Origin of the sequence: Leuconostoc kimchii IMSNU 11154 (genome assembly GCF_000092505.1) — a bacterium.
In the GTDB taxonomy this organism is placed as follows: Bacteria; Bacillota; Bacilli; order Lactobacillales; family Lactobacillaceae; genus Leuconostoc; species Leuconostoc kimchii.
Genome location: NC_014136.1, coordinates 39,029 through 60,161, shown reverse-complemented (window position 1 = coordinate 60,161; position 21,133 = coordinate 39,029). Strand labels below are relative to the sequence as shown.

Sequence of the window (21,133 nt, the reverse complement as noted above, 5' to 3'; positions counted from 1 at the left end):
TAGTCTAGTGTTGGCTGAAAATATACGATTCGAAAATTAGTTGTGTTGTTAAAAAAAAAGCTCTTCAGTTTCGTTCCTGCTGAGCTTGCTCTTATACTAAAAAAATGGACTATTTTTATTCAGTCCGTAAAATGAAAGTATAGGCGTATTTTTATGTCAATTCGTTATTCACAAGATTTCAAAGATTCATTGGTTAAACTTCACCAAGAAGGCCGTTCACTCAAATCATTAGCAGAAGAATTTGGACCATCAAAAGATTCTATTGCTATTTGGGTTAAACAAGCTACCCCAATCATGATCAAGGGTCAGTCAAAGACTTTAAAAGACGTCAAGCAACTAGAGAAGCGCCTCGCTATTTTGGAGGAAGAAAACGAAATTTTATCACGCATAGCCTGACAGGCATTGAGCGGCCATCTTACTAGCCAAAAAATAGTTCGTAATGTGGGATTGCCGCTAGTTAATCAATTTTTAGCACAAGGCTACGCGCTTGTGCGTATTTTAAGTGCACTTAAAATCAAACCTAGTACCTATTACAACTGGCGCCATTGGCAGCAGCCCAGTCGACAAGAAAAGCGTAGAGAATCCCTGAAACCTTATATTTTAGACGTTTGGAAAACCTTTAAATTTTATGGTTATCGTCGTATTGCTGCTTATAGTCAACAAACCGACGGGCCGAAAGTATCTGAGTATATGACACTCAAATTGATGCGTGAATTAGGGATTAAATCCCGCATGCAAAAACGTTATCGCAAACCCAAAACTGTTGTGACGGTTGATCAAAAACCCAATCTGATTAGACACTTGCATGATTTGAGCGGTGTTTGGCAAACAGATATCACTTATATTCAGTTGACTGATCACAGATGGGTCTATTTAGCGACCGTTTTGGATCCTGAGAAGAGAAAAGTATTGGGCTATAAAATTGGCGATACAATGACAGCCGAGCTAGCCACAAGTGCCTTACAGATGGCGTTAGATAAGCATCGAAAGCCACTCATTATTCATTCAGACATGGGGTCACAATACACGAGTGCTGAGTTTAATATTAAATGCCAAAATTATGGCTTGAAACATTCATATTCACTCAAAGGCCATCCGTACGATAATGGCCGTATGGAAGCGTTTCATTCAATATTGCTTGGGGAATAATTACCTGCACAACGTTTTAACTCCCGTGAAATAGTGCTTGTATTTCGCCCCAGCCGTAACGCAACAGCCCGGATAGATAACCCCTTAGCTCGTAAAAACATAAGTATTTCACGTTCTTTTATAGTAAGATGTTTATAGCTCATACCGGATACCTCGAATTGTTTGATTTGGTCGTTAAACATATTCTACCCGGTATGGGTTTATTTTTTTACTTTGTGTTGCATTTCAATTGTAAATTCGCCGTATATAACGAGGATAATGAATTGATTAAAAATGGACTCCCGGATGAGCTATATCCTGATTCAGGACTAGTGGCGAAGGTAAACGTTTTAAATCGTCAGTATAGCGAGCTGTTTACCAATAATGGTTATGAATTTAGATATAATGGATTTAAAACGCATGAAGATGAGAATGCATTCGAACGTGACTTTAATGCGATTTATGAAGAAATCGCTGAAAGAACTAGAGGGAAGTATCGAGTTATCAATGAATATTATTTCACATCTAATACTGAAGATGTGCGGGACCTGTAGTTGTTGGTCAATCATTGTGGATGAATTCAATTGGAAATAAGCTATATGTAGAATTTGTTGCGATATCGTAACAGTAGTTATGAAGAAATTAATTCAACTAAATAAGCCGACCGTCAAGTATACGATCGGCTTATTTATGTCCAAAATGACTGACAGGAAATGAGTTCGATTTTATAGCTTCGTCATCACCGCCGTTAGCGTAGTCGTTGCGGTGGTCATCGCGGGATCGTCCACGGGGTGGTAGGTGATGGTGAGGTTGGGAAATTCTTCGATAATGGGAATCAGCGTTTGCCATTGGGGTAGGTCTGGTTGGTCGGCTTCGGGAACGTCCCAGTTGTTTTGCTGCCAGCTTAAATAACGTTGTTCGCTAATAACCGCCGCCACTTGTTCAGTTGTGGTGTGAATATGAACGGGTAAATCATGACGTTTCAACGTGGCGAGTGCGGTGGTCAGAGCACTCAAGGCCAGTGAAGTTTCGGTATGTCCGTAGCCACCGTCGTTTAGCGCCTTTTGATGGTCAGCATATCTCAGAATGACGACCCAGGCAGCGGGGGTTGTTGCGGTGATGTTGGTCGATTGGTGGTTGGTACTTGCAAGGTAAAGATGAATCGTAGCCATTGTTGGGGCCTCCTTAGTGGTAATGATAATCCATTGAGTGGTTCATCTAATAGCCTTGTAAAAACTAGCCAGCTTCATTTTAAATTAATGAATAATTTTAATGTGAAACTACAATAGTTACAAAATTTAGTGAATTGCCGGTGCGTATTACTATGATTTTTGGCGGATTATGCTACGATTAAATACATGGATAATTAAGAAGTTATTAAGCAATAAAGGTGAGCACTGGAGGTTAGCATGCAGACATTAATACAGACGTTTATAGATCGACGCGGGGATTTGCTGACTGCGCTATGGCAACACTTGGGGATTTCATTAGCATCATTAGTCATCGCAATGGTAATTGCGATTCCGTTGGCTATTTGGGTCGTTCGACGACCACGGTGGGCCGAGGGATTATTACAGCTCACGAGTGTCTTACAGACGATTCCGTCTTTGGCACTGTTAGGGTTATTGATTCCGTTAGTTGGGATTGGAACGGTGCCAGCAGTAATTGCGCTGGTGATCTATGCTTTACTGCCAATTTTTCAAAATACTTATTTGGGTATCTCAGAAATTGACGCCTCAATTGAAGAGACCGCCGATGCCTTTGGGATGTCACGAATGCGTAAGTTGTTTAAAGTTGAACTACCCATTGCCCTACCACAGATCATTTCTGGGATTCGGACCGCGCTCGTCTTAATTATTGGGACGGCTACTTTGGCCGCTTTGATTGGTGCTGGGGGTCTCGGGACCTTTATCATGCTCGGTATTGACCGTAATGATACCTCGTTATTATTGATTGGGGCTATCTCATCAGCATTGTTAGCAATTCTGCTGAGTGCGCTCGTTCGGTGGTTTCAAACGGCTAAACCACGCCACGCCTTAATTGTCTTTGTCGGTATTTTAGCTTTACTAGGTGGTGGCGGGGCTTATAGTGTTTATGCCAATCGAGTTGAAACAATTACGATTGCAGGTAAACTCGGTTCTGAACCAGAAATCTTGATTAATATGTATAAGCAGCTGATTGAAGCTGAAGATGAGCATGTTCATGTGACGCTCAAGCCTAACTTTGGCAAGACCACGTTCTTATTCAGCGCGTTAAAGAATAATCAGGTTGATATTTATCCTGAATTTACTGGCTCGGTGCTGGAGACCTTAGGTAAGGGGAATAACCCAGCTGGTCAAACAGCTAACCAGACCTATCAGCTCGCCAAACAGCGCCTCGCTAAACAGGAACAAATGACTTACTTGAAGCCGATGCAGTATAACAATACGTACGCATTGGCAGTGACTAAGAAATTTCAACAAGAACATCATTTGAAGACAATCAGCGACTTAACGCAAGTTGAATCGATTCTGAAACCCGGAATGACCCTAGAGTTTATTGATCGTAATGATGGCTTAAAAGGAATCAAGAAGACTTATGGGTTAGACGTGACTGCAAAGTCGATGGAGCCGGCGCTACGCTATGAAGCTATCAGTAAGGGGAAAATCAACTTGGTAGATGCCTATGCGACGGATAGTGAATTACGGCAGTATCACTTGGCCTTATTGAAGGATAACAAGCACTTCTTCCCAACGTATCAAGGGGCACCGTTGATGAAGACGAGCTTTGCCAACAAACATCCTAAGGTCGTTAAAGCGTTGAATAAGTTAGCAGGAAAGATTTCAGAAACTGATATGCAAGAAATGAACTATGAAGTCAATGTTAAGAAGCAGTCCGCTTCGACGGTTGCACATCGCTATCTTGTGAAGCACGGTTTATTGAAGGAGGGACGTTAAATGACAACGGCAATTGAATTTCAACACGTCCAGAAAGACTTTAATGGGCAGACCGTGATTCCCGACCTTAATTTAACGATTGACCAGGGTGAGCTATTTATTTTGGTAGGGACTTCTGGGAGTGGCAAAACGACGTCACTTAAAATGATCAACTGCTTAGAGCCATTGACGGCTGGTAAAATCCTAGTTAATGGTACTGATACAACCACGATACCAGTCCGAAGTCTACGGTGGCAAATGGGGTATGTCTTACAGCAAATTGCCTTGTTCCCAACGATGACGGTGGCGCAAAATATCGCCGTGATTCCAGAAATGAAAGGGACAGCTAAGAAGGAAATTAATCAAACGATTGATGAGCTATTGGCGGAAGTTGGCCTCGATCCAAAGGAATACCGTGACCGGATGCCGTCAGAATTATCCGGTGGTGAGCAGCAACGCATCGGTATCTTACGGGCGATTGCGGCGCAACCAGATATTGTTTTGATGGATGAACCATTTAGTGCGTTAGACCCCATCTCGCGGCAACAATTGCAAGACTTGGTCTTACGGCTACACGCCCGCTATCACAACACGATCGTCTTCGTGACGCATGATATGAATGAGGCGTTGAAGTTGGGTGACCGGATCGGTGTCATGCAACACGGTCAGTTAATACAAGTCGATACGCCGGCTGCTCTGGCTCAGCATCCAGTGAACGACTTTGTGCGGAACTTCTTTGGCGCGAGCCGAGCTAAAAATGTCTATGATGTCTACGTTGGGCGTGTAGGGCTTATTCAGGGTTATCTCACAGAAAAACCCAGTGTTGCGAGTGGTCGGATTCAATCGTTAGACGTTCAAGCCACGTTACGCACCGCCTTTACGGCATTGACAGATCACGATTATGTGGCGGTCACGGAAGAAAATCGGGTTGTTGGCTATTTGGATAGCCAACGAATCGTGGCTTACTTGAGTCAACATGAAGAAATATCTTAATCGTCAATTAAGGATGAATTAGTTACACTAGGTTGTGATAATTGATGGTCGCTAATGAATTTAAGGAGGAATTTCGAATGGCGGAACAGTACGATGTTGTTGTGATTGGTGGCGGACCAGCCGGCAATGCCATGGCTAGCGGATTAAAGGCTCAGGGCAAGACAGTGTTGATCGTTGAAGCGGATCTGTGGGGCGGCACTTGTCCTAACCGCGGTTGTGACCCTAAGAAAATCCTATTAAGCGCCGTCGAAGCGCGACAAGCAGCGCAACATTTACAAGGGCAGGGCCTGATTGGTGCGCCCAAAATTGATTGGCCAGCACTGATGGCGCATAAACGAGGCTATACGGATGGCATCAACGATGGGACGTTGAACGGACTAAAGGGGCAAGATATTGCGACGTTACATGGTCAAGCGCACTTTCAATCCGACAATCAGTTAGCGGTCGGGGATCGAGTAGTCAGTGCGACTGATTACGTGATTGCCACTGGTCAGCGTCCGGCGATTCTACCGATTACCGGGCACGAATACTTTAAGACGAGCACTGACTTCTTAGATTTGGACCAGATGCCTAAACGCGTGACATTCGTAGGTGGTGGCTACGTAGGCTTTGAATTGGCGACGATTGCGAATGCCGCTGGCGCTGATGTGCACGTGATTCATCATAATGACCGCCCGTTAAAAGCTTTTGATGCAGATTTGGTTAAGGATTTGATGGCCGCAATGACGGCTGATGGAATCACGTTTGACTTGAATACGGATGTCCAAGCAATTACTAAAACGGCGACCGGTCTACAATTGACAGCTGATAATTTCGAGCTGACAACGGATCTGGTCATCAGCTCAGCGGGACGGATTCCGAACGCGGACCAGTTAGGTCTAGCCAACGTGGGCGTTACCTTTGATCGGCATGGGATTCAAGTCAACGATCATTTGCAGACGGCCAACCCGCACATTTATGCCATTGGGGATGTCAGCGATACACCGGTACCGAAGTTAACGCCAGTTGCAGGTTTTGAAGCGCGTTATCTGGTCGGTGAGTTGACGCATCCCGGCGCAGCCATAAAGTATCCCGTTGTGCCAACGCAGGTTTTTGCAGCGCCCAAGTTAGCGCAAGTCGGGATCAGCGCGGCCGCGGCGACTGAGCATCCAGATGAGTATCGTGTCAATACACTTGATATGACGAAGTGGTTCACTTATTACCGCTTTGGCGCACAACAGGCCCAAGCTAAAGTAGTGGTTGCTAAAGCGAGTGGGCAGGTTGTGGGTGCTACCCTTCTAAGTGATGTTGCCGACGAGATGATTAACTACTTCACGTTGTTAATTGAAAAACACGTGACTTTACCAGATTTACAACGGTTGGTATTGGCTTACCCAACGCCGGCTAGTGACTTACAATATTTGTATTAATGTGTGGTTGAATTAAATCAACGTCCTCGCAAAGTGTTAAACTATGAAACCCCATATGAAGTATTTTTTGACAAACCGTTGCACTTAGTTTGACAATTCGCCGGAAGTAAAAAGCCTTTGACAAATTAGCAATGCCAGATGATCTGGACGGCAGTGTTAGAGAGCAAGCTATTGAAAAATTAAAAAATTCAAATAGTGAAATTTCAGCAACGGAGGAGTTGAATGATAACTATCACATTGGCCCATATTATTTGATGGTAAATGTCTTTGGGAAAAATACATCAATAAGTTGATAAGGGAAATTTTCTATCATCTAAAAAATAAGTCAGGTATCGATGCGCAGCAATTATTTTCAAAAAGCAACAATTATTCCCAAATTGGCCTAATTTATCCTGATTTTAGTAGTAAAAATAGTGACAAAAGAATAATAGCGAATACTAGGTATAAGCCAATTGGTAACATTGGAGGTAAGGACTAATTAAAGTTATGGCTTATATGTTTCGCTTCAATGCCAAAAAGGGGTCTTACATTTATCCAGCAAACAACAACGAATCAGTTCCTGAATCCAAAATGTATTTGAACGAAGGAACCACTTTTGAAAATAATGTGAAGCATAAAGAAGATATTATTATTACAAAATTGGGCTTGATGATACCGAAAAGCAAGGATTTAACATATTCTGAATTTTCTCGAGAAATGAAATTGAATGAAACCCAACTTGTAAACTCGATAATGAAGGATCAAGATTTTGGTTACTAATTATTTTTATTCTGATTTAAAGTAAAATCTAGATATCCTACTATGCACTTGGTAAAATATCAGTATTTCACTAACTACAGATCGCATACTTTTTGGTACGTGAACAGTTGATTTTTTTATGCACACAAGCCATGAAAATATACAAGTTTAAAAGACGTCTAACATTTTTGGTGTTAGACGTCTTTTAAATTAGTAGTTATGTAGCAATATTCTATTACTCAAAATTAACTTTCACACTTGTTTCTTTGCCAGTCGACTTGAAAAGTGTGGTGTAATAATCCTTAGCCGAATCCTGAATCATTTCTTTGTATGTTTTTAAGTAATGCTTTTGTTTACTGCTTGAAAGTGCTTGAGAAACAAGTTGTCCCGTATCTACGTTTTTTGTTGATGCACTCAAAATATTGCCACTGTCATCATAAAGTTGGTAAGGGTTTTTCTTATCTAATTCGACACCAATAACGTCGAATTTAGGTACTGTAATATCAACTTGGTTCTTATCATTATATTTAATCTTAACTGGCTTTTTGATTCCCAACTTAGCATCATAGTTTAAAATAATTATCGCTTTTTTCTCTGTTAGTGGTACCCCTATGTGAGTCCATGGTATTTTAAGATTATTTTGTCTTGTTTCGATATCTTGTATACCGACATTCAAAAAAACATGTTCATCAACTTTTTCAAGGTTTTTAACCATTGTAGCTGTAGTTGACTGACTGGTTTGTATTCCGGCATCTTGATTATTGAAAAGACTATTTAATTTAAAACCAGCAATCAAACCGACAATTAAAATAACAACCAACAAAACCAGGATAAGCCATGTCTTAGTTCTACTTTTTCGCCTAAACTTCATTATAGTTGCACCCGCTATATATATTATTTTTTGTTAACGAATTTCATGACTAATCCAAAAATTACCAATCCAACAAAAGCCAGGGTAGGATTTAAAAATAGTAATCCAAACAATACCAAAACCAAAATAATAGTTATCGCTTTTTTCATCTTACACTCCAGTAAATTCTCCCAATTAAATATTACTATATCATATTATAGGATTTCACTAAAAACAATAACTAGAGTTTTCCAATCTACTCATTATCTTCGTATTGACGCTTCAAAATGCTTATTTCGGGCTTCAACTTCTCATTGGCAATGGGCAACGAGAAAGGACGAAGGTGGGGCAGTTGATTACCAAAAATTTGATAATAATGATCAAGATCACCACTGGCAAATGCTTCTATATATTCATGTAACCCAGAATTGCCACCGATATCTTCTATTAATCCATAGCCCGATCCTCCAGTGACCCTAGGAATGTCATGCAACATTATTTCTTTTGTTTCTATTGATTCAACGTTTAAAGAAATCTTCCAATTATCCCCGAAGTCGTACTGAAACGTAAATTGATTGTTGAGATTTGAAGACGAAAAAAATTGGCTCAAATTTGTGTGCATTACACTATATTGCTTACCAGGCGCTACGAATTCAGGTAAATCCATTGCTGGTAATAAATAATAGTAGGATTGCTGATGATTAAAAAGTTCAAAACTCTTTTGAAAACCAAATAGGTGGGAGCCTTCTAATCTAAAAGCAGATATTAAGGTATAACCAAAATATGCTAGGGAGCGTTCCGCGTTAATCAAAATCGTTCGACCAATGTTTGGTTGACTTAATCTCGGTTTTCGGCACTAGCTGGTAGGACACCGTTTATAAGCCGTCACTTGTGAATTTCAAAAATTCGCCTTGTGAAGGCTTATTTGTTGCACGATACAACTTGTGAAATCCGGCTGATTCACAATCTATACCATCCGTTTTCTCTCACCGGCAGGGCTCGGCCCTGTTCCACCTACAAAAACACCCAGAAATCACGCCGTTTTAAGCTGAAATCCGGGTTTTGAAAAATTTTCGGAGTCCGGCAACTCTCGGTGCCGAAAAAACCTGTCCATAATCTTGACATCAGCGCCCTTTTTAATTTTTCTATTATTTCAGTGTGGTTAAATGTATAATGAATAGGTATGAATGTAGAATGATTTCTACACCAATTAACAAATAAATTTTCATAACAGAACCGACGAAGTCGATGAATAAATAAATAGCATCTGGGACGGTATAATTGGAGGTAGTATGAAGAAAAAATACTCAGCGGGACAAGTGTCGCAATCTTTCTGGCAAAAAGAATTTGGTATAGGTGTTAATCTATTCTTGGCGGGAAAGTCTCCTATTGAAATGCGTGAGATGAGCTTGAATGAAAATATTTATCTTCAGGCATCAAAGGGAAGTCGTATTCGAGTTGCGCAAGCTATGAATCAACGATTGTCGGTCATTCCTGATGGTCTGCTTAATTTATATAATGATGTTGATTCACAAAATCAAAAGCTTATAAACTTAACAGCGATAATGAAACTTAATCAATTGATTGAGGACTTTATCATTGAAGATTTTCGAAATGAGATTATGTTGGGCGATTCTAAAATAGAAGATTATGAGTGGAAAGCTTTTATGCGACGCAAAGAAGGCGAAAGCGAAATTGTCGATAACTGGACGAATGAAACGAAACGACGAATGCTAGTGCTGTTAAAAAATTTCGTACGTTCGTCTGGCCTAAGTGTTGTTGACGAACAAGGCGTGGATATTATTCAGCGACATTTGCTAGATTCACAAGTTTTAATTGAATTGGAAAAAGAAAATCTAGGGATTTACATAACCGCATTTACAGGAGTATAGAAATTGAGTGAACTGACTGAGAAATTTGAAAATTTGAGGCACAGACTAAAAGTGGACGGCTTAACAGCCCATCACGGTCTTTCAGGTGAGGTGCCATACTTTATCCTTGATTACCGTCCTCAAGATGAGTTGTATGTACGTGATGAGACTAATCAAATTGTCAATGGCGGACCATATGGTGAGCATCAAATGAATATTAAGCTGTTCAACTTGTTCGATATTATGATGGATACTCTGAATGAATTTGGGTATACGGAAATAATTTATCAATTCGAAAAAGAACAAGGGATGGACTTTGTTATTGAGCAAATTAACAATTTAATGGCTACAAACGAAGAAAATAATCGATTTGTCGAATACATTAAGAGTCGAGTTAATCCGGATGAGGATATTATCTTTATTGAGGGGATTGGACAAATTTTCCCGCTTGTCCGTACACACAAAATTTTAAATACAATGACACAAGTGATTGACTACATGCCAGTTGTGTTGTTTTATCCTGGAAAGTTCGATAACATTAAACTAAGTATGTTTGGCGAGTTAAACGACGATAATTACTATCGAGCAACACAAATTAATTAATTTTAGAGAGTAAAAAAATGAAAATTCAAGATATTTTTGAAAAGGATATTACCCGTGATATTCAAGGGGTTATCAAGGTGGGACAGGATGATGTCCAAACCATTAAACAGGATTTAGATGAGTATGTTGTGACGTCTGAGTTGCAACGTTATTTCGCTGATTTTTTTGATGCATATCAAAAAGGAATTAACGGTACGACAGACAAGATGGGTGTTTGGATTTCTGGTTTCTTCGGCTCTGGTAAGTCTCACTTCCTTAAAATCTTGTCATACCTTTTGAATTCTAAAGTTCAGGTTGATGGCATGAGTGCGGTCGAATTTTTCAAGCAGCAAAATAAGGTTGCTGACCCGATGACAATTGCTAATATGGATTTGGCAGCTAGTGTTCCTTCGGATGTTATTTTGTTTAACATTGACTCTGAATCAAAATCAGGCAATAAGTCCTCTGAAAATGCCATTCGTAACGTGTTTTTGCAAGTCTTTAATAAGATGCAAGGTTTTACGGACAAAAACTTTTGGCTAGCTGACATGGAACAAATGCTCGTTGCAGACGGACTATATGATGACTTTAAGGCTGCTTATAAGGAATTGAATCCTAAGCATGATGATTGGGAGAAGGGCCGTGATCGTTATGCATTTGAGGAGAAAATTGCAATCGAACCAGCTTTGAAGCAAGTTGGATATCAATATGATATGCCTAATTTCCATGCAGATTACGAACTGAATATTAAAGATTTTGCAGAGCGTGTTGCTACCTATATCAATGCTAAGGGCGACAATCACCACGTTGTGTTCCTAGTGGACGAGGTTGGTCAATTTATTGGTGATGATATTAAGCGCATGTTGAATCTTCAAACAATTGTCGAAGAGCTCGGTGTTGCCACTGGCGGAAAAGCTTGGGTAATGGTTACTTCTCAGCAAGCAATTGATGAGGTTACCACTAATTTAAGTGGTACTGATTTTTCAAAGATTCAAGGCCGATTTGATACAAAGATTTCTATGAGTTCTGCAGACGTTGCCGAAGTAATTAAGAAGCGATTGCTCGCAAAAACAAATGATGCTGCTGGATTCTTGGAAGGTGACTTTGAAAACAATAAGCAGGCCATTTTGAATAAGTTTAACTTTGGTAGTGAGCGTAAGTGGCGAAAGTACAAGTCTGCTCAGGATTATGCAGACGTGTATCCATTCGTACCTTATCAGTTCGAGCTGTTGCAATCAGTTTTGACAGCGGTGCGAGAACACGGATCTGACGGGAAACACTTGTCAGAAGGTGAACGCTCTATGCTGGCTATTTTCAAAGAGTCTGCAGAAAAGGTTGGCGAAGACGACACCAGTACGCTCATTCCATTTAGTTCATTCTACGATGGGCTTGAGGGATTTATTGATCACGAACACCGCATTGTTATTTCGAACGCTGAGAAAAATGAAGCGGTGAATCCGAATGAAGAGAAAAATCCGTTTGCCCTTCGTGTTCTACAAACGTTGTTCATGGTGAAGCACGTTGATTCTTTCGAAAAAAATATCGATGGAATTACAACCTTGTTGATTTCAAGCAATGATGAAGATGTTATTGAATTGCGTAAGCGTGTTGAAGACGCACTGAATGTACTGATTAAGCAAGGTTTTGTTGAAAAAACGACAAAGGGATACGAATTCCTTACTAACACAGAACAAGATATTAAACGACAAATTGACAAGCAAATGGTTAATGACAGTGATGTTGATAAAAGTTTGGGTGATTTCTTGTTTGCTGAAATGGCTACTACATTCACACCGGATGGAATGGGGAAAAACTATAACTTTAAGTTCAACACATTTGTGGATGAGTATCTTCAAGGTTCAAATCGAAACGCACTAAATATGAAGGTCATCACGCCACTGAATGACATGAATAATGTTGATGTGAAGCTTGAGATGGAGAGTACAGAATCTAACACTCTAGTGATTGATTTGCCAAATAATGCTGAGTATATTGATGAATTACGTCAGGCTATTCGAATTGCGCAGTACCTCAGCCGATCATCCTCGCTTGATTCTAAAGCTAGCCAATTGATTAGCGTGCAATCAGAAGAACGAAAAAGCTTGATGGATGCCGCTAAGAAACATGCGCTTGATGCACTTTCAGAGGCGCGTGTATTTGTTAATGGAAATCAAATTGAGGGTAGCGTCATAAAGACGCGTTTGGAATCAGGAATGAAAAATGTTGTTGGAAACACATTCCGAAAGTTAAATGATTTGGTTCAGACACATACAGACCGTGACATCGTTTCACTTTTCGCATCTGATGACGACATGGTATTGGATGCGGCCGATGTAAATCAAAATGCATTGGAAGATGTAAAAAACAAGATATCTAAAGAACTGACAAAGAATCCTAAAGTGTCATTGGAAACCATTATTTCGCAATTTCAAGCTATTCCATATGGATTCTCACCAATTGATACGCAATGGCTAGTTGCTAAGCTGTTCGTTGACGGTAAAATAGACATTGAGAGTGATGGTGAAAAAATCCTTGTTAAGGATGAACATTATTCTAATAAGCAAAAAGCTGATTTGTTCTTAAAGAATCAAAAGAGACTCGCATTGACGATTAAGCAAGATATTCCGATGAAGCAACGTAAGACGTTGAAAAATTTGGCTAAAGAGGTCTTTGGTAAGCGCGCCTTTCAGGATGAGACAGACGATGGTATGGTGCTTGAATTGCGAGATGCAACAATCAAGTATGAATATGACCGATTGTCAGATTACGAGGGGCGTGATTCAAAATTCCCTGGGCACGTTGAATTGCAAAAGGGAATTCAGTTGCTCAAGCGATTGCTGGGTGTGAAAGATACGGCCGAATTTTATGCGCAAATGTCGTCTATGGAGGAAGAATTGCTTGATTGGCATGAAGCTATGGAAGACAAAGATGTTAAGGACTTTTATGGTAATAAATCTTCTCAAGCAATCTGGGAGCAAGGAATAAAGAATGTTGATATTTATCATCGTTCCGAAGGCTTTATCACGAATGTTGAGCTAAATGAACTTGTAGACAACTTGGAATCGTTAATCAAATCAGGCACGGCTAAGAAAGTGCAAGATGTTAAAGCAAAGAATGAAGAGTTTTCAAACCTGTTTAACTCGGTTCTGGATGATGAACAACAAAGAGTAATCTTGAGGGTACAGGATTACCAAGAACGTGGAGAAACGCTGATTTCTGAGACTGATTTGAGCGATTCTACAAAGTCACTGTTAACGTCAGATTATATTTCTGAAATGGAAAACATTCGATCTCAGGCTACTGAGGCTGTTGATTTAGAAACTTTGAATGGTAAGCTACCGTTGGCTAGTTCAAAGCTTAATCAATTGATGGCTAAAGTTCAGTCAGAAGTGGCGAAGCGGCAAGTGCTGCCTGTTACTCATGAAGATGGGGATGAAGTGCAAAGTAAACCTGCTGGACCAGTCAAGATTCCACGCTTCGAAAGTTTACGTGATTATACCGGTGCAACGAGCTGGCACATTACTTCTGAGTCGGACTTGGATGTGCAACTAGCAGAATTAAAGCAACGAATTTTGGCACAACTAAATGATGGGAAAACATCATTTATTGATTTGAACATCTAAAAAATTAGTCCAAGAATCTGTTCTTGGACTGTACATAACCTAATGAAGGCGAGAATTAAAAATGGACAAACGGGCAATAAATAATTTTGCCGTTAAAGCACGTCGTGACTTGATTCGTGATATTACGAATAAGCTAGGGCTACTTGGTATTGATGAAGATGGCATTCAAGAAAAACGTGCGGAATCAACAGCTGAAATCGAGTATTATGGTGAGTTGGCTTACGAGATTAGTGGTGATGATATCAGGTTACGCCGTGAACTAGTGAGCCACTTAAAGTCACGTGTAGCTGAGGATTGGAATACGTTGCTTCAGGACTTTATTGAAGAGGTAGCATATACCTGGTTCAATCGAATTATTGCGATTCGATTTATGGAAGTTAATGACTATTTACCATCTAAAACACGAGTTCTATCATCTGAAAATGGGCGTACAGAGCCTGATATTTTGACAGAAGCGTTTGATATTGAAGACGATTTGCGCGGATTTAACAGCAATCAACGTGCTTTGTTAGCTAAAGCACTTGATACTGAAATTCCAGAAGACTTGGATAAGGCGTATACAATGCTATTCATTAAGCAAGCTAATGCATTGAATGACAATTTGCCTTATCTGTTTGAGCGTACCAGTGATTACATGCAATTATTGTTCACCCCCAGCTATCACGATGGGGTCATTAAGGACTTGATTGATGGTATTCCAGAGAGTGACTTTGATGTGCAGCTTGAAGGTCAAGTTGAAATTATTGGCTGGCTCTACCAGTACTATAATGAAGAACCTCATAATGCAGTAGTAAATATAAATGGAGGTACTGTCAAAACTAATGACATACCTGCAGCCACACAACTATTTACTACTGACTGGGTTGTTCGATATATGGTTGATAACTCATTGGGAAAATATTATCTTGAACGTAATGCTCATTCAGAGTTAGGAACTCATCTAGAATTTTTACTTCCTGATAGCTTGGAGATGGTTTCTGATGATTTAGACGTTACCCAAATTAAAGTAATTGATAACGCAATGGGTTCAGGACACATTCTCGTGTACGCATTTGATGTTTTGATGAAGATGTATGCTGAGCAAGGGTATTCGTCTCGCGAAGCATCAAGCCTAATTCTTGAAAACAATTTATTTGGATTGGAAATAGATAAACGCGCTTATCAACTGGCTTACTTTGCACTTATGATGAAAGCTCGCGAGTATAATCGTCGAGCTTTAACTTCGAATATTTCACCAAAGGTTTATGTTTTTGAGGACACTTCAAACATCAATGACAACTATTTCGAAAGTCTACCTGTGTCTGAATCTAACATTCAAGATTTGAAATACATTGTGTCTCTTTTCCATGATTCACGTACGCTAGGATCAATCATTCAAATCGATAAACCTGTAAAAACAGGTAATTTGCGAACAGTTCTAACTAACATTCCACAGGACACTTCGCTAGACTTAAACAACACTCGTGAAATTACTTATCAACTATTGCGTCTGTTAGACATAGTTGAAACAATGCAAAATAAGTACGAAGCAGTCATCACGAACCCGCCATATCTAAACAAAATGAACAAGGTCCTGAAAGAATATGTGAAAACGCATTATAAAGATTATTCAAGTGATTTGTTTTCCGTTTTTATTTGGCACAACATCAACATGACAGTGACCAACGGATATGCCGCATATATGACTCCATTTGTATGGATGTTCATAAAGAGTTACGAGAATTTGCGAAAGTCAATTTTGAACACTAAACTAATTTCTAGCCTGATTCAAATGGAGTATTCTGCCTTTGAAGAAGCTACAGTTCCTATCAATACGTTTGTTTTAAAAAATTCAAGCACATCGGAAAATGGTGTGTATATTAAATTGTCTGACTTTAAAGGTGGCATGGACGTTCAAAAAGTGAAAACATTAGAAGCGATTGAAAATCCCGATGTTGATTATCTATATCGAACTAACCAATCGAATTTCAATAAAATTCCGGGTAGTCCTATTGCCTATTGGGCTTCAGATAATTTGTTAAGAGATTTTGAGATTGGTCAACAAATGGATACATTAGTCGAACCGAGAGTTGGATTGCAAACTGGCGATAATTCGGTATTTTTACGTCAATGGTTTGAAGTTAGTTACGCTAAAATTGCGGTCGATGCTAAAAACATCCCCGAATCGGTCTCATCAAACAAAAAATGGTTCCCTTACAACAAAGGGGGGGCATATCGAAAGTGGTACGGAAACTATGACTATGTAGTTAATTGGGAGAATGATGGCCAAGACATTAAGAATTTTAAATTTCCAAACGGCAAGCAACGTTCCGTTGTTCGAAATCCTAATTATTACTTCCGTGAAGCAATAACCTGGTCTCTAATTACTTCGGGTGGATTCAGCATAAGATATAGGAGCGCTGGTAGTATACATGATGTTTCGGGGATGTCTGCATTCTCATCAAGTCATGATAAGTTAATGAACATTCTTGGCCTGATGAACACTCCAATCGGAAATCATGTGTTTAAAATGTTAAATCCAACCATCAATTTGCAAATTGGTGACTTTAATAGTTTCCCAGTCCTTGATAAGGCTATTGATAATCCTGAAATAAATGAGAAGGTGACTGGAGCAGTCGCAATTTCTAAAAATGATTGGGACTCATTCGAGACATCTTGGAACTTTAAAATGCACCCATTGATACGTCATATCGATGAACATAATCGAAATTGGAACCTTAAAGAAGCTTTTGAAGTGTGGAAAAGTGAAACACAAGATAGATTTGATCAATTGAAGGACAATGAAGAAGAATTAAACCGTATTTTTATTGATTTATATGGTCTGCAAGACGAATTGACACCAGACGTAGCGAACAAGGATGTTTCCGTGCGCTTAGCAGACGAGGTTCGTGATATAAAGTCGTTCTTATCATATTTCGTGGGACTTGTATTTGGACGTTATTCTTTGGATGTGCCGGGATTGATTTATGCTGGTGGCGATTGGAATTCTGATCAATACAAGTCTTTCCAACCTAATAAGGATAATGTTCTGATTTTGTCTGATGATGCATACTTTAATGATTCTCGGGACATTATCAATCGTTTGAAAGAGTTCTTGAGAGTTGCATTTGGAAATGAGAATGTTCAGGCAAATCTAGAATATATCGCTCAAATTGTCGGCAAAGGTGGCGGCACCGCGGAAGAAAAGATTCGGCAATACTTCATCAAAGATTTTTATGCAGATCATGTCTCTGTGTACTCAAAGAGGCCCATCTACTGGGAATATAACTCTGGAAAGAAAGAAGGGTTACGAGCATTGATGTATGTTCACCGTTATGATGCCGACACAACAGGAATGATAAGGACGGACTATTTGTTGCCACTTCAGGAAGCCTATGAAAACGCACTGGCCAATTTCGAATCACTTGTTGAATCAGAAACAGTAGCAAAGATTCGTAAGGTTTACGAAAAGAAAGTAACTCGTTTAACAAATCAAATTGATGAAATGAAAATGTTTGATCAAGTATTGCAACACTTAGCGACGGCACGAATTGAAATTGATTTAGATGATGGTGTGGTCGAAAATCATGTAAAGATCCAAGACGGACAAAAGTTGTTAACAAAAATAAAATAGTGGAAAAGGAGATTCCAATTTTGGAATCTCCTTTTTTGTGCCAAATATTGTGCCAATTATTTTATAGCTTGAAGAAGGATTATTATTTTGTTATCGTCCTGTTCTTCCATTTCTTTAATAATGTGCAAGTATGTCTGCTGTGTTGTGGTAACATTGCTGTGGCCTAGTCTCTTTGACACAGAAAGGAGATTTACCCCGCTGTACAACAAAATTGATGCATGAGTGTGTCTAAGTCCGTGAAACGGAATTCTTGCGATGCCTAATCCATTCAATTTGGAAGAGAGAATCTTATTTATTTCGGCGCTGACGATGCTATGACTGTTATATACGAAAATTGGATTCGTTTCCGGAATCTTGTGATGGCTGACAAATTTTTGAATAGCTTTAATTGTCTCGGAATCTACGACGATGTCCCTTTGAGATGATTTCGTCTTAGTTGGTTTGAATCCACTATTAAACTTATAGTCCCAAGTTTTAGTTATTGAAATTATATTGTTCTGGGTGTCTATGTCAGCAGGAGTTAGTCCTAATATTTCGGCGAAGCGCATTCCGGTCACGATTGCAACGTAGATTACAAGGTCTTCTAGCATATTTAAATCAAGATGTTTAACAAGTAGCTTGGTCTCTTTGTAGTCTAATGTCATGCGCTGCTTGCGAGGTGGAGTCCCGTTAATTACAGTTTTTCTCGTGGGATCAATAGAGATGATTTTTTCATCGAATGCATCAAGAAGTGCGGATTTTAGTTGCTTGTGAAATGTGTGTACCGTACGGATGCTATGTGTTTCTGAAAATTTATTGATTTTCTGTTGGTACACAGTACGAGAAAGATCAGAAAGGCGAATTCCCTTAAATAATTGTTTTGCATGTTGCAATGTATTTTGATATTTAATAAAGGTTATCTTTGAAACGGTAGGCTTTTTATACAGATTTATCCAGTGTTCGAAGTAATCTGAGAAAAGCTGTTTGCCAGATTGAAATGAAATTAAATTTGGATGATTTGTTTGGAGTTGAGCTGCTGCAGAAATGGCGTCTGATTTTCTAGGAAACCCAGATTTTCGCAACTTTTTATATTTACCAGATGTATCTTTATATGAAATTTCATACTGCCAGACTGAGCCACGCTTTCGATAACTAACCATAGTTGACCTCCAAAAATATTTTTTGGCTCAAGTTTGGCACATTACAGTGGTTAAGTATAGGGGTGATATTCCAATTTCGATTATGTTCATCGATATGACGAATCAACGGATGCATTTTAAAGTTCCAAGATATCTCGAATGAGTCCCAATCATTGCGACTGAGACTAATATTGCGATGAGCAAATGCTTTAATAGCCGTTGAATCAGCATGGATTCCTAAAACAGGAAAAGTTTGGAAGTTTCCTATTTGCAAACTAATAGTTGGATTCAGCATTTTGAAAATGTATTCCCCAACGGGTGAATTTAATAATGACAATATATATTCAAAAACTGATTTATCTGTACTAAAAGCAGACATCCCTTTAACATCGTGTATCGATCCAAATTCGCGATATCGCAACGAAAAATGACCACTATTCACATCCGACCAGGTTATTGCTTCACGGAAGTAATAATTTGTGTTTTGTGGACGGGATCTGACTTTTCCTTTGGCATCTGTAAAATTACGAATTTTGGCACCGTTATTCTCCCAATTAACAACATAATCATAGTTGCCGTACCATTTACGATAGGAACCACCTTTGTTATATGGAAACCATTTTTTGTTTGATGAGATCGATTCATCGATTGATTTAGCGTCAAACTTAATATTGTTTAATGAAACTTCAAACCACTGGCGCAAAAATCTGTTATTATCTGCAGTTGCAAGACCTTGACGAGGTTCTACTATTTTGTCCATTCTAGTGCCAACTTCAAAGTCATGAATCAAATTAGCACTTACCCAATACGCAATCGGACTACCAGGAATCTTCTTAAAATTCGCTTGGTTAGTTCGATTATACCTATTACCATAAACAGGTAAATTTTTTGGCACTTTACCCGAAGCATCAGAAGTTTTTATTTGATGATACGTTCCAACAAAGGTGGGAAGGTTCACATTTCGAACAATCGTAACGGCTGTACCAAACGCAATACCCATAACGTTGTTTTCCATGTGCATCAAATTTGAAATTGTGAATTTTTCCAAAAGGTACGTTCTCATAGTTTCAAAACTAGATAAAAACATCCAAGACTGCATAGTTACCATAGCATTGTAACCATTTTTTACGATACGTCCATTATAATGCTCCATGAACATTGCGAATAAATCTGATTTCGAATTTGGAAATTGCTTCTTGGCAAAATCAGATAGGGAACTATTCATTCTAGAAGATCCCATATACGGAGGATTTGTGATCACTACCTCGTACATAGCTGATAACGTTTGCCCAACTACCAATGAGTTTTCCAGCGTATCAATTACGTTAATTAAATCAAGAGGGATAGAACTGTTTTTCAAATCTGCCAATGCGTCTTCAATCACATTGAAATCGATATCATCAGTGTTTAAAAGTGACCCCTGTTCATCCCCATGTTCAAACCTGTTTAGTACTTTTTTAATTTCTAATGCAACCGGATTGCTGAATGTTTCTTCAATTGCAGCAAAATCCAAAGCATCAAAACCAGAAGTGCTTGGAATATCGTAAACGTGGGCAGAATTTTCATCAGACAACCCACGTCGGACATATTGCCTGTATTTCATCATCAAAGCGAAATAAGCCAATTGGAATGCTCGTCTATCAATATCCATCCCAAATAAATTATTATTTAAAATAGATGTTGCGGCTTCATTCTTTGAATAGCCTTCCGATTGATAAATATCCATTAACAAGTCAAACGCATACACTAAAATGTGTCCACTTCCCATTGATGGATCTAGCACTTTTAGTTTCTGAATATCTTTGTTCAAGATATCGTTCTCAACAGAAAGATTGGTTTCAACATCGATGGGTTGATCTGCATCTTCCATGTAATATTCCCAACCGAAATTTTGAGCGATTTCCTTCTCACTTGTAAAGGAAGGACGAGTTTTAAGAACGTTCATCCAGTATTTACCCACTGAATTTTGGACCATATACTTAACGATCCAATCTGGAGTAAAAATTTGTGTTACTGAAGCTATTTCAACATCTCGAAACTTATGAGATTTAGGTTGACCGATAGCTTTATCTTTCGACTCTTCATTATAGTACTGGTAGAGCCAGCCAATAATTTCAACTTGGCCTTCAAGTTGCACATCAAAATCACTCTCAGGAATACCATCAATCAAGTCCTTAATGACCCCATCGTGATAGCTGGGGGTGAACAATAATTTATATGTTATAATAGGGGATGCTGACTAATTTTGATATAATGAATTAAACACCGTTTATGACGGGACAACGTATAAAAG

The 21,133-nt window shown here is 39.1% G+C and carries 17 protein-coding genes and 1 pseudogene; 12 read left to right on the top strand and 6 right to left on the bottom strand.

The annotated features are described in order from the left end of the window. The first annotated feature begins 153 nt into the window (after nt 1–153). Nucleotides 154–396: a transposase gene (locus tag LKI_RS00760; protein WP_004912700.1), complete on the top strand. Its 243-nt coding sequence runs from the start codon at nt 154–156 to the stop codon at nt 394–396. 45 nt (nt 397–441) lie between these two features. After that, nucleotides 442–1,149, top strand: coding sequence for an IS3 family transposase (locus LKI_RS00755; protein ID WP_041773551.1), 708 nt, complete (start codon nt 442–444; stop codon nt 1,147–1,149). Here LKI_RS00755 and LKI_RS10705 read toward each other — a convergent pair. After that, nucleotides 1,128–1,292, bottom strand: a pseudogene (locus LKI_RS10705) (helix-turn-helix domain-containing protein); the annotation flags it as partial. The gene LKI_RS00755 and the pseudogene LKI_RS10705 overlap by 22 nt on opposite strands. Nucleotides 1,293–1,412: 120 nt before the next feature. Between LKI_RS10705 and LKI_RS00750 the strand changes: the two are divergent. After that, entirely contained in the window at nt 1,413–1,682 is a 270-nt protein-coding gene (locus tag LKI_RS00750; protein WP_223823384.1) for a hypothetical protein, read from the top strand. 171 nt (nt 1,683–1,853) lie between these two features. Here the strand turns inward: LKI_RS00750 and LKI_RS00745 are convergent, their stop codons facing one another. Further along, nucleotides 1,854–2,300: a ribonuclease H gene (locus LKI_RS00745; RefSeq protein WP_011679766.1), complete on the bottom strand. Its 447-nt coding sequence runs from the start codon at nt 2,298–2,300 to the stop codon at nt 1,854–1,856. 237 nt (nt 2,301–2,537) lie between these two features. Between LKI_RS00745 and LKI_RS00740 the strand changes: the two genes are divergently transcribed. From LKI_RS00740 to LKI_RS11110, 5 genes are all read left to right on the top strand, one after another. Next, nucleotides 2,538–4,064 (top strand): ABC transporter permease/substrate-binding protein, encoded by a 1,527-nt coding sequence (locus LKI_RS00740; protein ID WP_002814535.1) that lies wholly within the window; start codon nt 2,538–2,540, stop codon nt 4,062–4,064. Next, nucleotides 4,065–5,036 carry an ABC transporter ATP-binding protein gene (locus tag LKI_RS00735; RefSeq protein WP_013102204.1) on the top strand — a complete coding sequence of 324 codons (972 nt, stop codon included), beginning with the start codon at nt 4,065–4,067 and terminating at the stop codon, nt 5,034–5,036. A 77-nt stretch (nt 5,037–5,113) separates the two neighbouring features. Continuing rightward, nucleotides 5,114–6,445, top strand: coding sequence for a dihydrolipoyl dehydrogenase family protein (locus LKI_RS00730; protein WP_003643772.1), 1,332 nt, complete (start codon nt 5,114–5,116; stop codon nt 6,443–6,445). A gap of 289 nt (nt 6,446–6,734) precedes the next feature. Beyond that, the gene (locus tag LKI_RS11115; RefSeq protein ID WP_013102202.1) at nt 6,735–6,923 is read left to right on the top strand and encodes a hypothetical protein; all 189 of its coding nucleotides are present in this window, start codon (nt 6,735–6,737) and stop codon (nt 6,921–6,923) included. Nucleotides 6,924–6,931: 8 nt separating this feature from the next. After that, nucleotides 6,932–7,204, top strand: a complete 273-nt coding sequence (locus LKI_RS11110; RefSeq protein WP_013102201.1) for a hypothetical protein — start codon at nt 6,932–6,934, stop codon at nt 7,202–7,204. 214 nt (nt 7,205–7,418) lie between these two features. Here the strand turns inward: LKI_RS11110 and LKI_RS00720 are convergent, their stop codons facing one another. Then, on the bottom strand, nt 7,419–8,054 hold the full coding sequence (locus tag LKI_RS00720) for a DUF4230 domain-containing protein (RefSeq protein WP_041773482.1): 636 nt from the start codon (nt 8,052–8,054) through the stop codon (nt 7,419–7,421). Between the two features lie 235 nt (nt 8,055–8,289). Then, nucleotides 8,290–8,859 (bottom strand): IS1096 element passenger TnpR family protein, encoded by a 570-nt coding sequence (locus LKI_RS00715; protein WP_083774968.1) that lies wholly within the window; start codon nt 8,857–8,859, stop codon nt 8,290–8,292. Between the two features lie 466 nt (nt 8,860–9,325). On the opposite strand from LKI_RS00715, the gene LKI_RS00710 reads away from it, so the two are divergent. The 4 genes from LKI_RS00710 to pglX (LKI_RS00695) all read left to right on the top strand — a co-directional run bounded on the left by LKI_RS00710 (nt 9,326) and on the right by pglX (LKI_RS00695) (nt 17,722). Beyond that, complete coding sequence (locus LKI_RS00710) at nt 9,326–9,925, top strand: BrxA family protein (RefSeq protein ID WP_013102198.1); 600 nt, start codon at nt 9,326–9,328, stop codon at nt 9,923–9,925. 3 nt (nt 9,926–9,928) lie between these two features. Then, nucleotides 9,929–10,507, top strand: coding sequence for a DUF1788 domain-containing protein (locus LKI_RS00705; protein WP_013102197.1), 579 nt, complete (start codon nt 9,929–9,931; stop codon nt 10,505–10,507). 17 nt (nt 10,508–10,524) lie between these two features. Then, nucleotides 10,525–14,109, top strand: a complete 3,585-nt coding sequence (brxC, locus tag LKI_RS00700; protein ID WP_013102196.1) for a BREX system P-loop protein BrxC — start codon at nt 10,525–10,527, stop codon at nt 14,107–14,109. A gap of 61 nt (nt 14,110–14,170) precedes the next feature. Continuing rightward, nucleotides 14,171–17,722, top strand: coding sequence for a BREX-1 system adenine-specific DNA-methyltransferase PglX (gene pglX, locus LKI_RS00695; protein WP_013102195.1), 3,552 nt, complete (start codon nt 14,171–14,173; stop codon nt 17,720–17,722). Nucleotides 17,723–17,778: 56 nt separating this feature from the next. Here pglX (LKI_RS00695) and LKI_RS00690 read toward each other — a convergent pair whose 3' ends face one another. Continuing rightward, on the bottom strand, nt 17,779–18,861 hold the full coding sequence (locus tag LKI_RS00690) for a tyrosine-type recombinase/integrase (protein ID WP_013102194.1): 1,083 nt from the start codon (nt 18,859–18,861) through the stop codon (nt 17,779–17,781). Continuing rightward, entirely contained in the window at nt 18,854–21,049 is a 2,196-nt protein-coding gene (pglX, locus tag LKI_RS00685) for a BREX-1 system adenine-specific DNA-methyltransferase PglX (protein WP_242651975.1), read from the bottom strand. Before pglX (LKI_RS00685) ends, LKI_RS00690 begins: the two co-directional genes overlap by 8 nt. Nucleotides 21,050–21,133: the final 84 nt, after the last annotated feature.

What these genes read in the sequence shown, in the direction of transcription:
- LKI_RS11110 (WP_013102201.1), top strand. Translation starts at nt 6,932, where the DNA reads ATGGCTTATATGTTTCGCTTCAATGCCAAAAAGGGGTCTTACATTTAT.
- brxC (WP_013102196.1), top strand. Translation starts at nt 10,525, where the DNA reads ATGAAAATTCAAGATATTTTTGAAAAGGATATTACCCGTGATATTCAA.
- LKI_RS00760 (WP_004912700.1), top strand. Translation starts at nt 154, where the DNA reads ATGTCAATTCGTTATTCACAAGATTTCAAAGATTCATTGGTTAAACTT.
- pglX (WP_013102195.1), top strand. Translation starts at nt 14,171, where the DNA reads ATGGACAAACGGGCAATAAATAATTTTGCCGTTAAAGCACGTCGTGAC.
- LKI_RS00730 (WP_003643772.1), top strand. Translation starts at nt 5,114, where the DNA reads ATGGCGGAACAGTACGATGTTGTTGTGATTGGTGGCGGACCAGCCGGC.
- LKI_RS00740 (WP_002814535.1), top strand. Translation starts at nt 2,538, where the DNA reads ATGCAGACATTAATACAGACGTTTATAGATCGACGCGGGGATTTGCTG.
- LKI_RS00720 (WP_041773482.1), bottom strand. Translation starts at nt 8,054, where the DNA reads ATGAAGTTTAGGCGAAAAAGTAGAACTAAGACATGGCTTATCCTGGTT.
- LKI_RS00745 (WP_011679766.1), bottom strand. Translation starts at nt 2,300, where the DNA reads ATGGCTACGATTCATCTTTACCTTGCAAGTACCAACCACCAATCGACC.
- LKI_RS00735 (WP_013102204.1), top strand. Translation starts at nt 4,065, where the DNA reads ATGACAACGGCAATTGAATTTCAACACGTCCAGAAAGACTTTAATGGG.
- LKI_RS00690 (WP_013102194.1), bottom strand. Translation starts at nt 18,861, where the DNA reads ATGGTTAGTTATCGAAAGCGTGGCTCAGTCTGGCAGTATGAAATTTCA.
- LKI_RS00710 (WP_013102198.1), top strand. Translation starts at nt 9,326, where the DNA reads ATGAAGAAAAAATACTCAGCGGGACAAGTGTCGCAATCTTTCTGGCAA.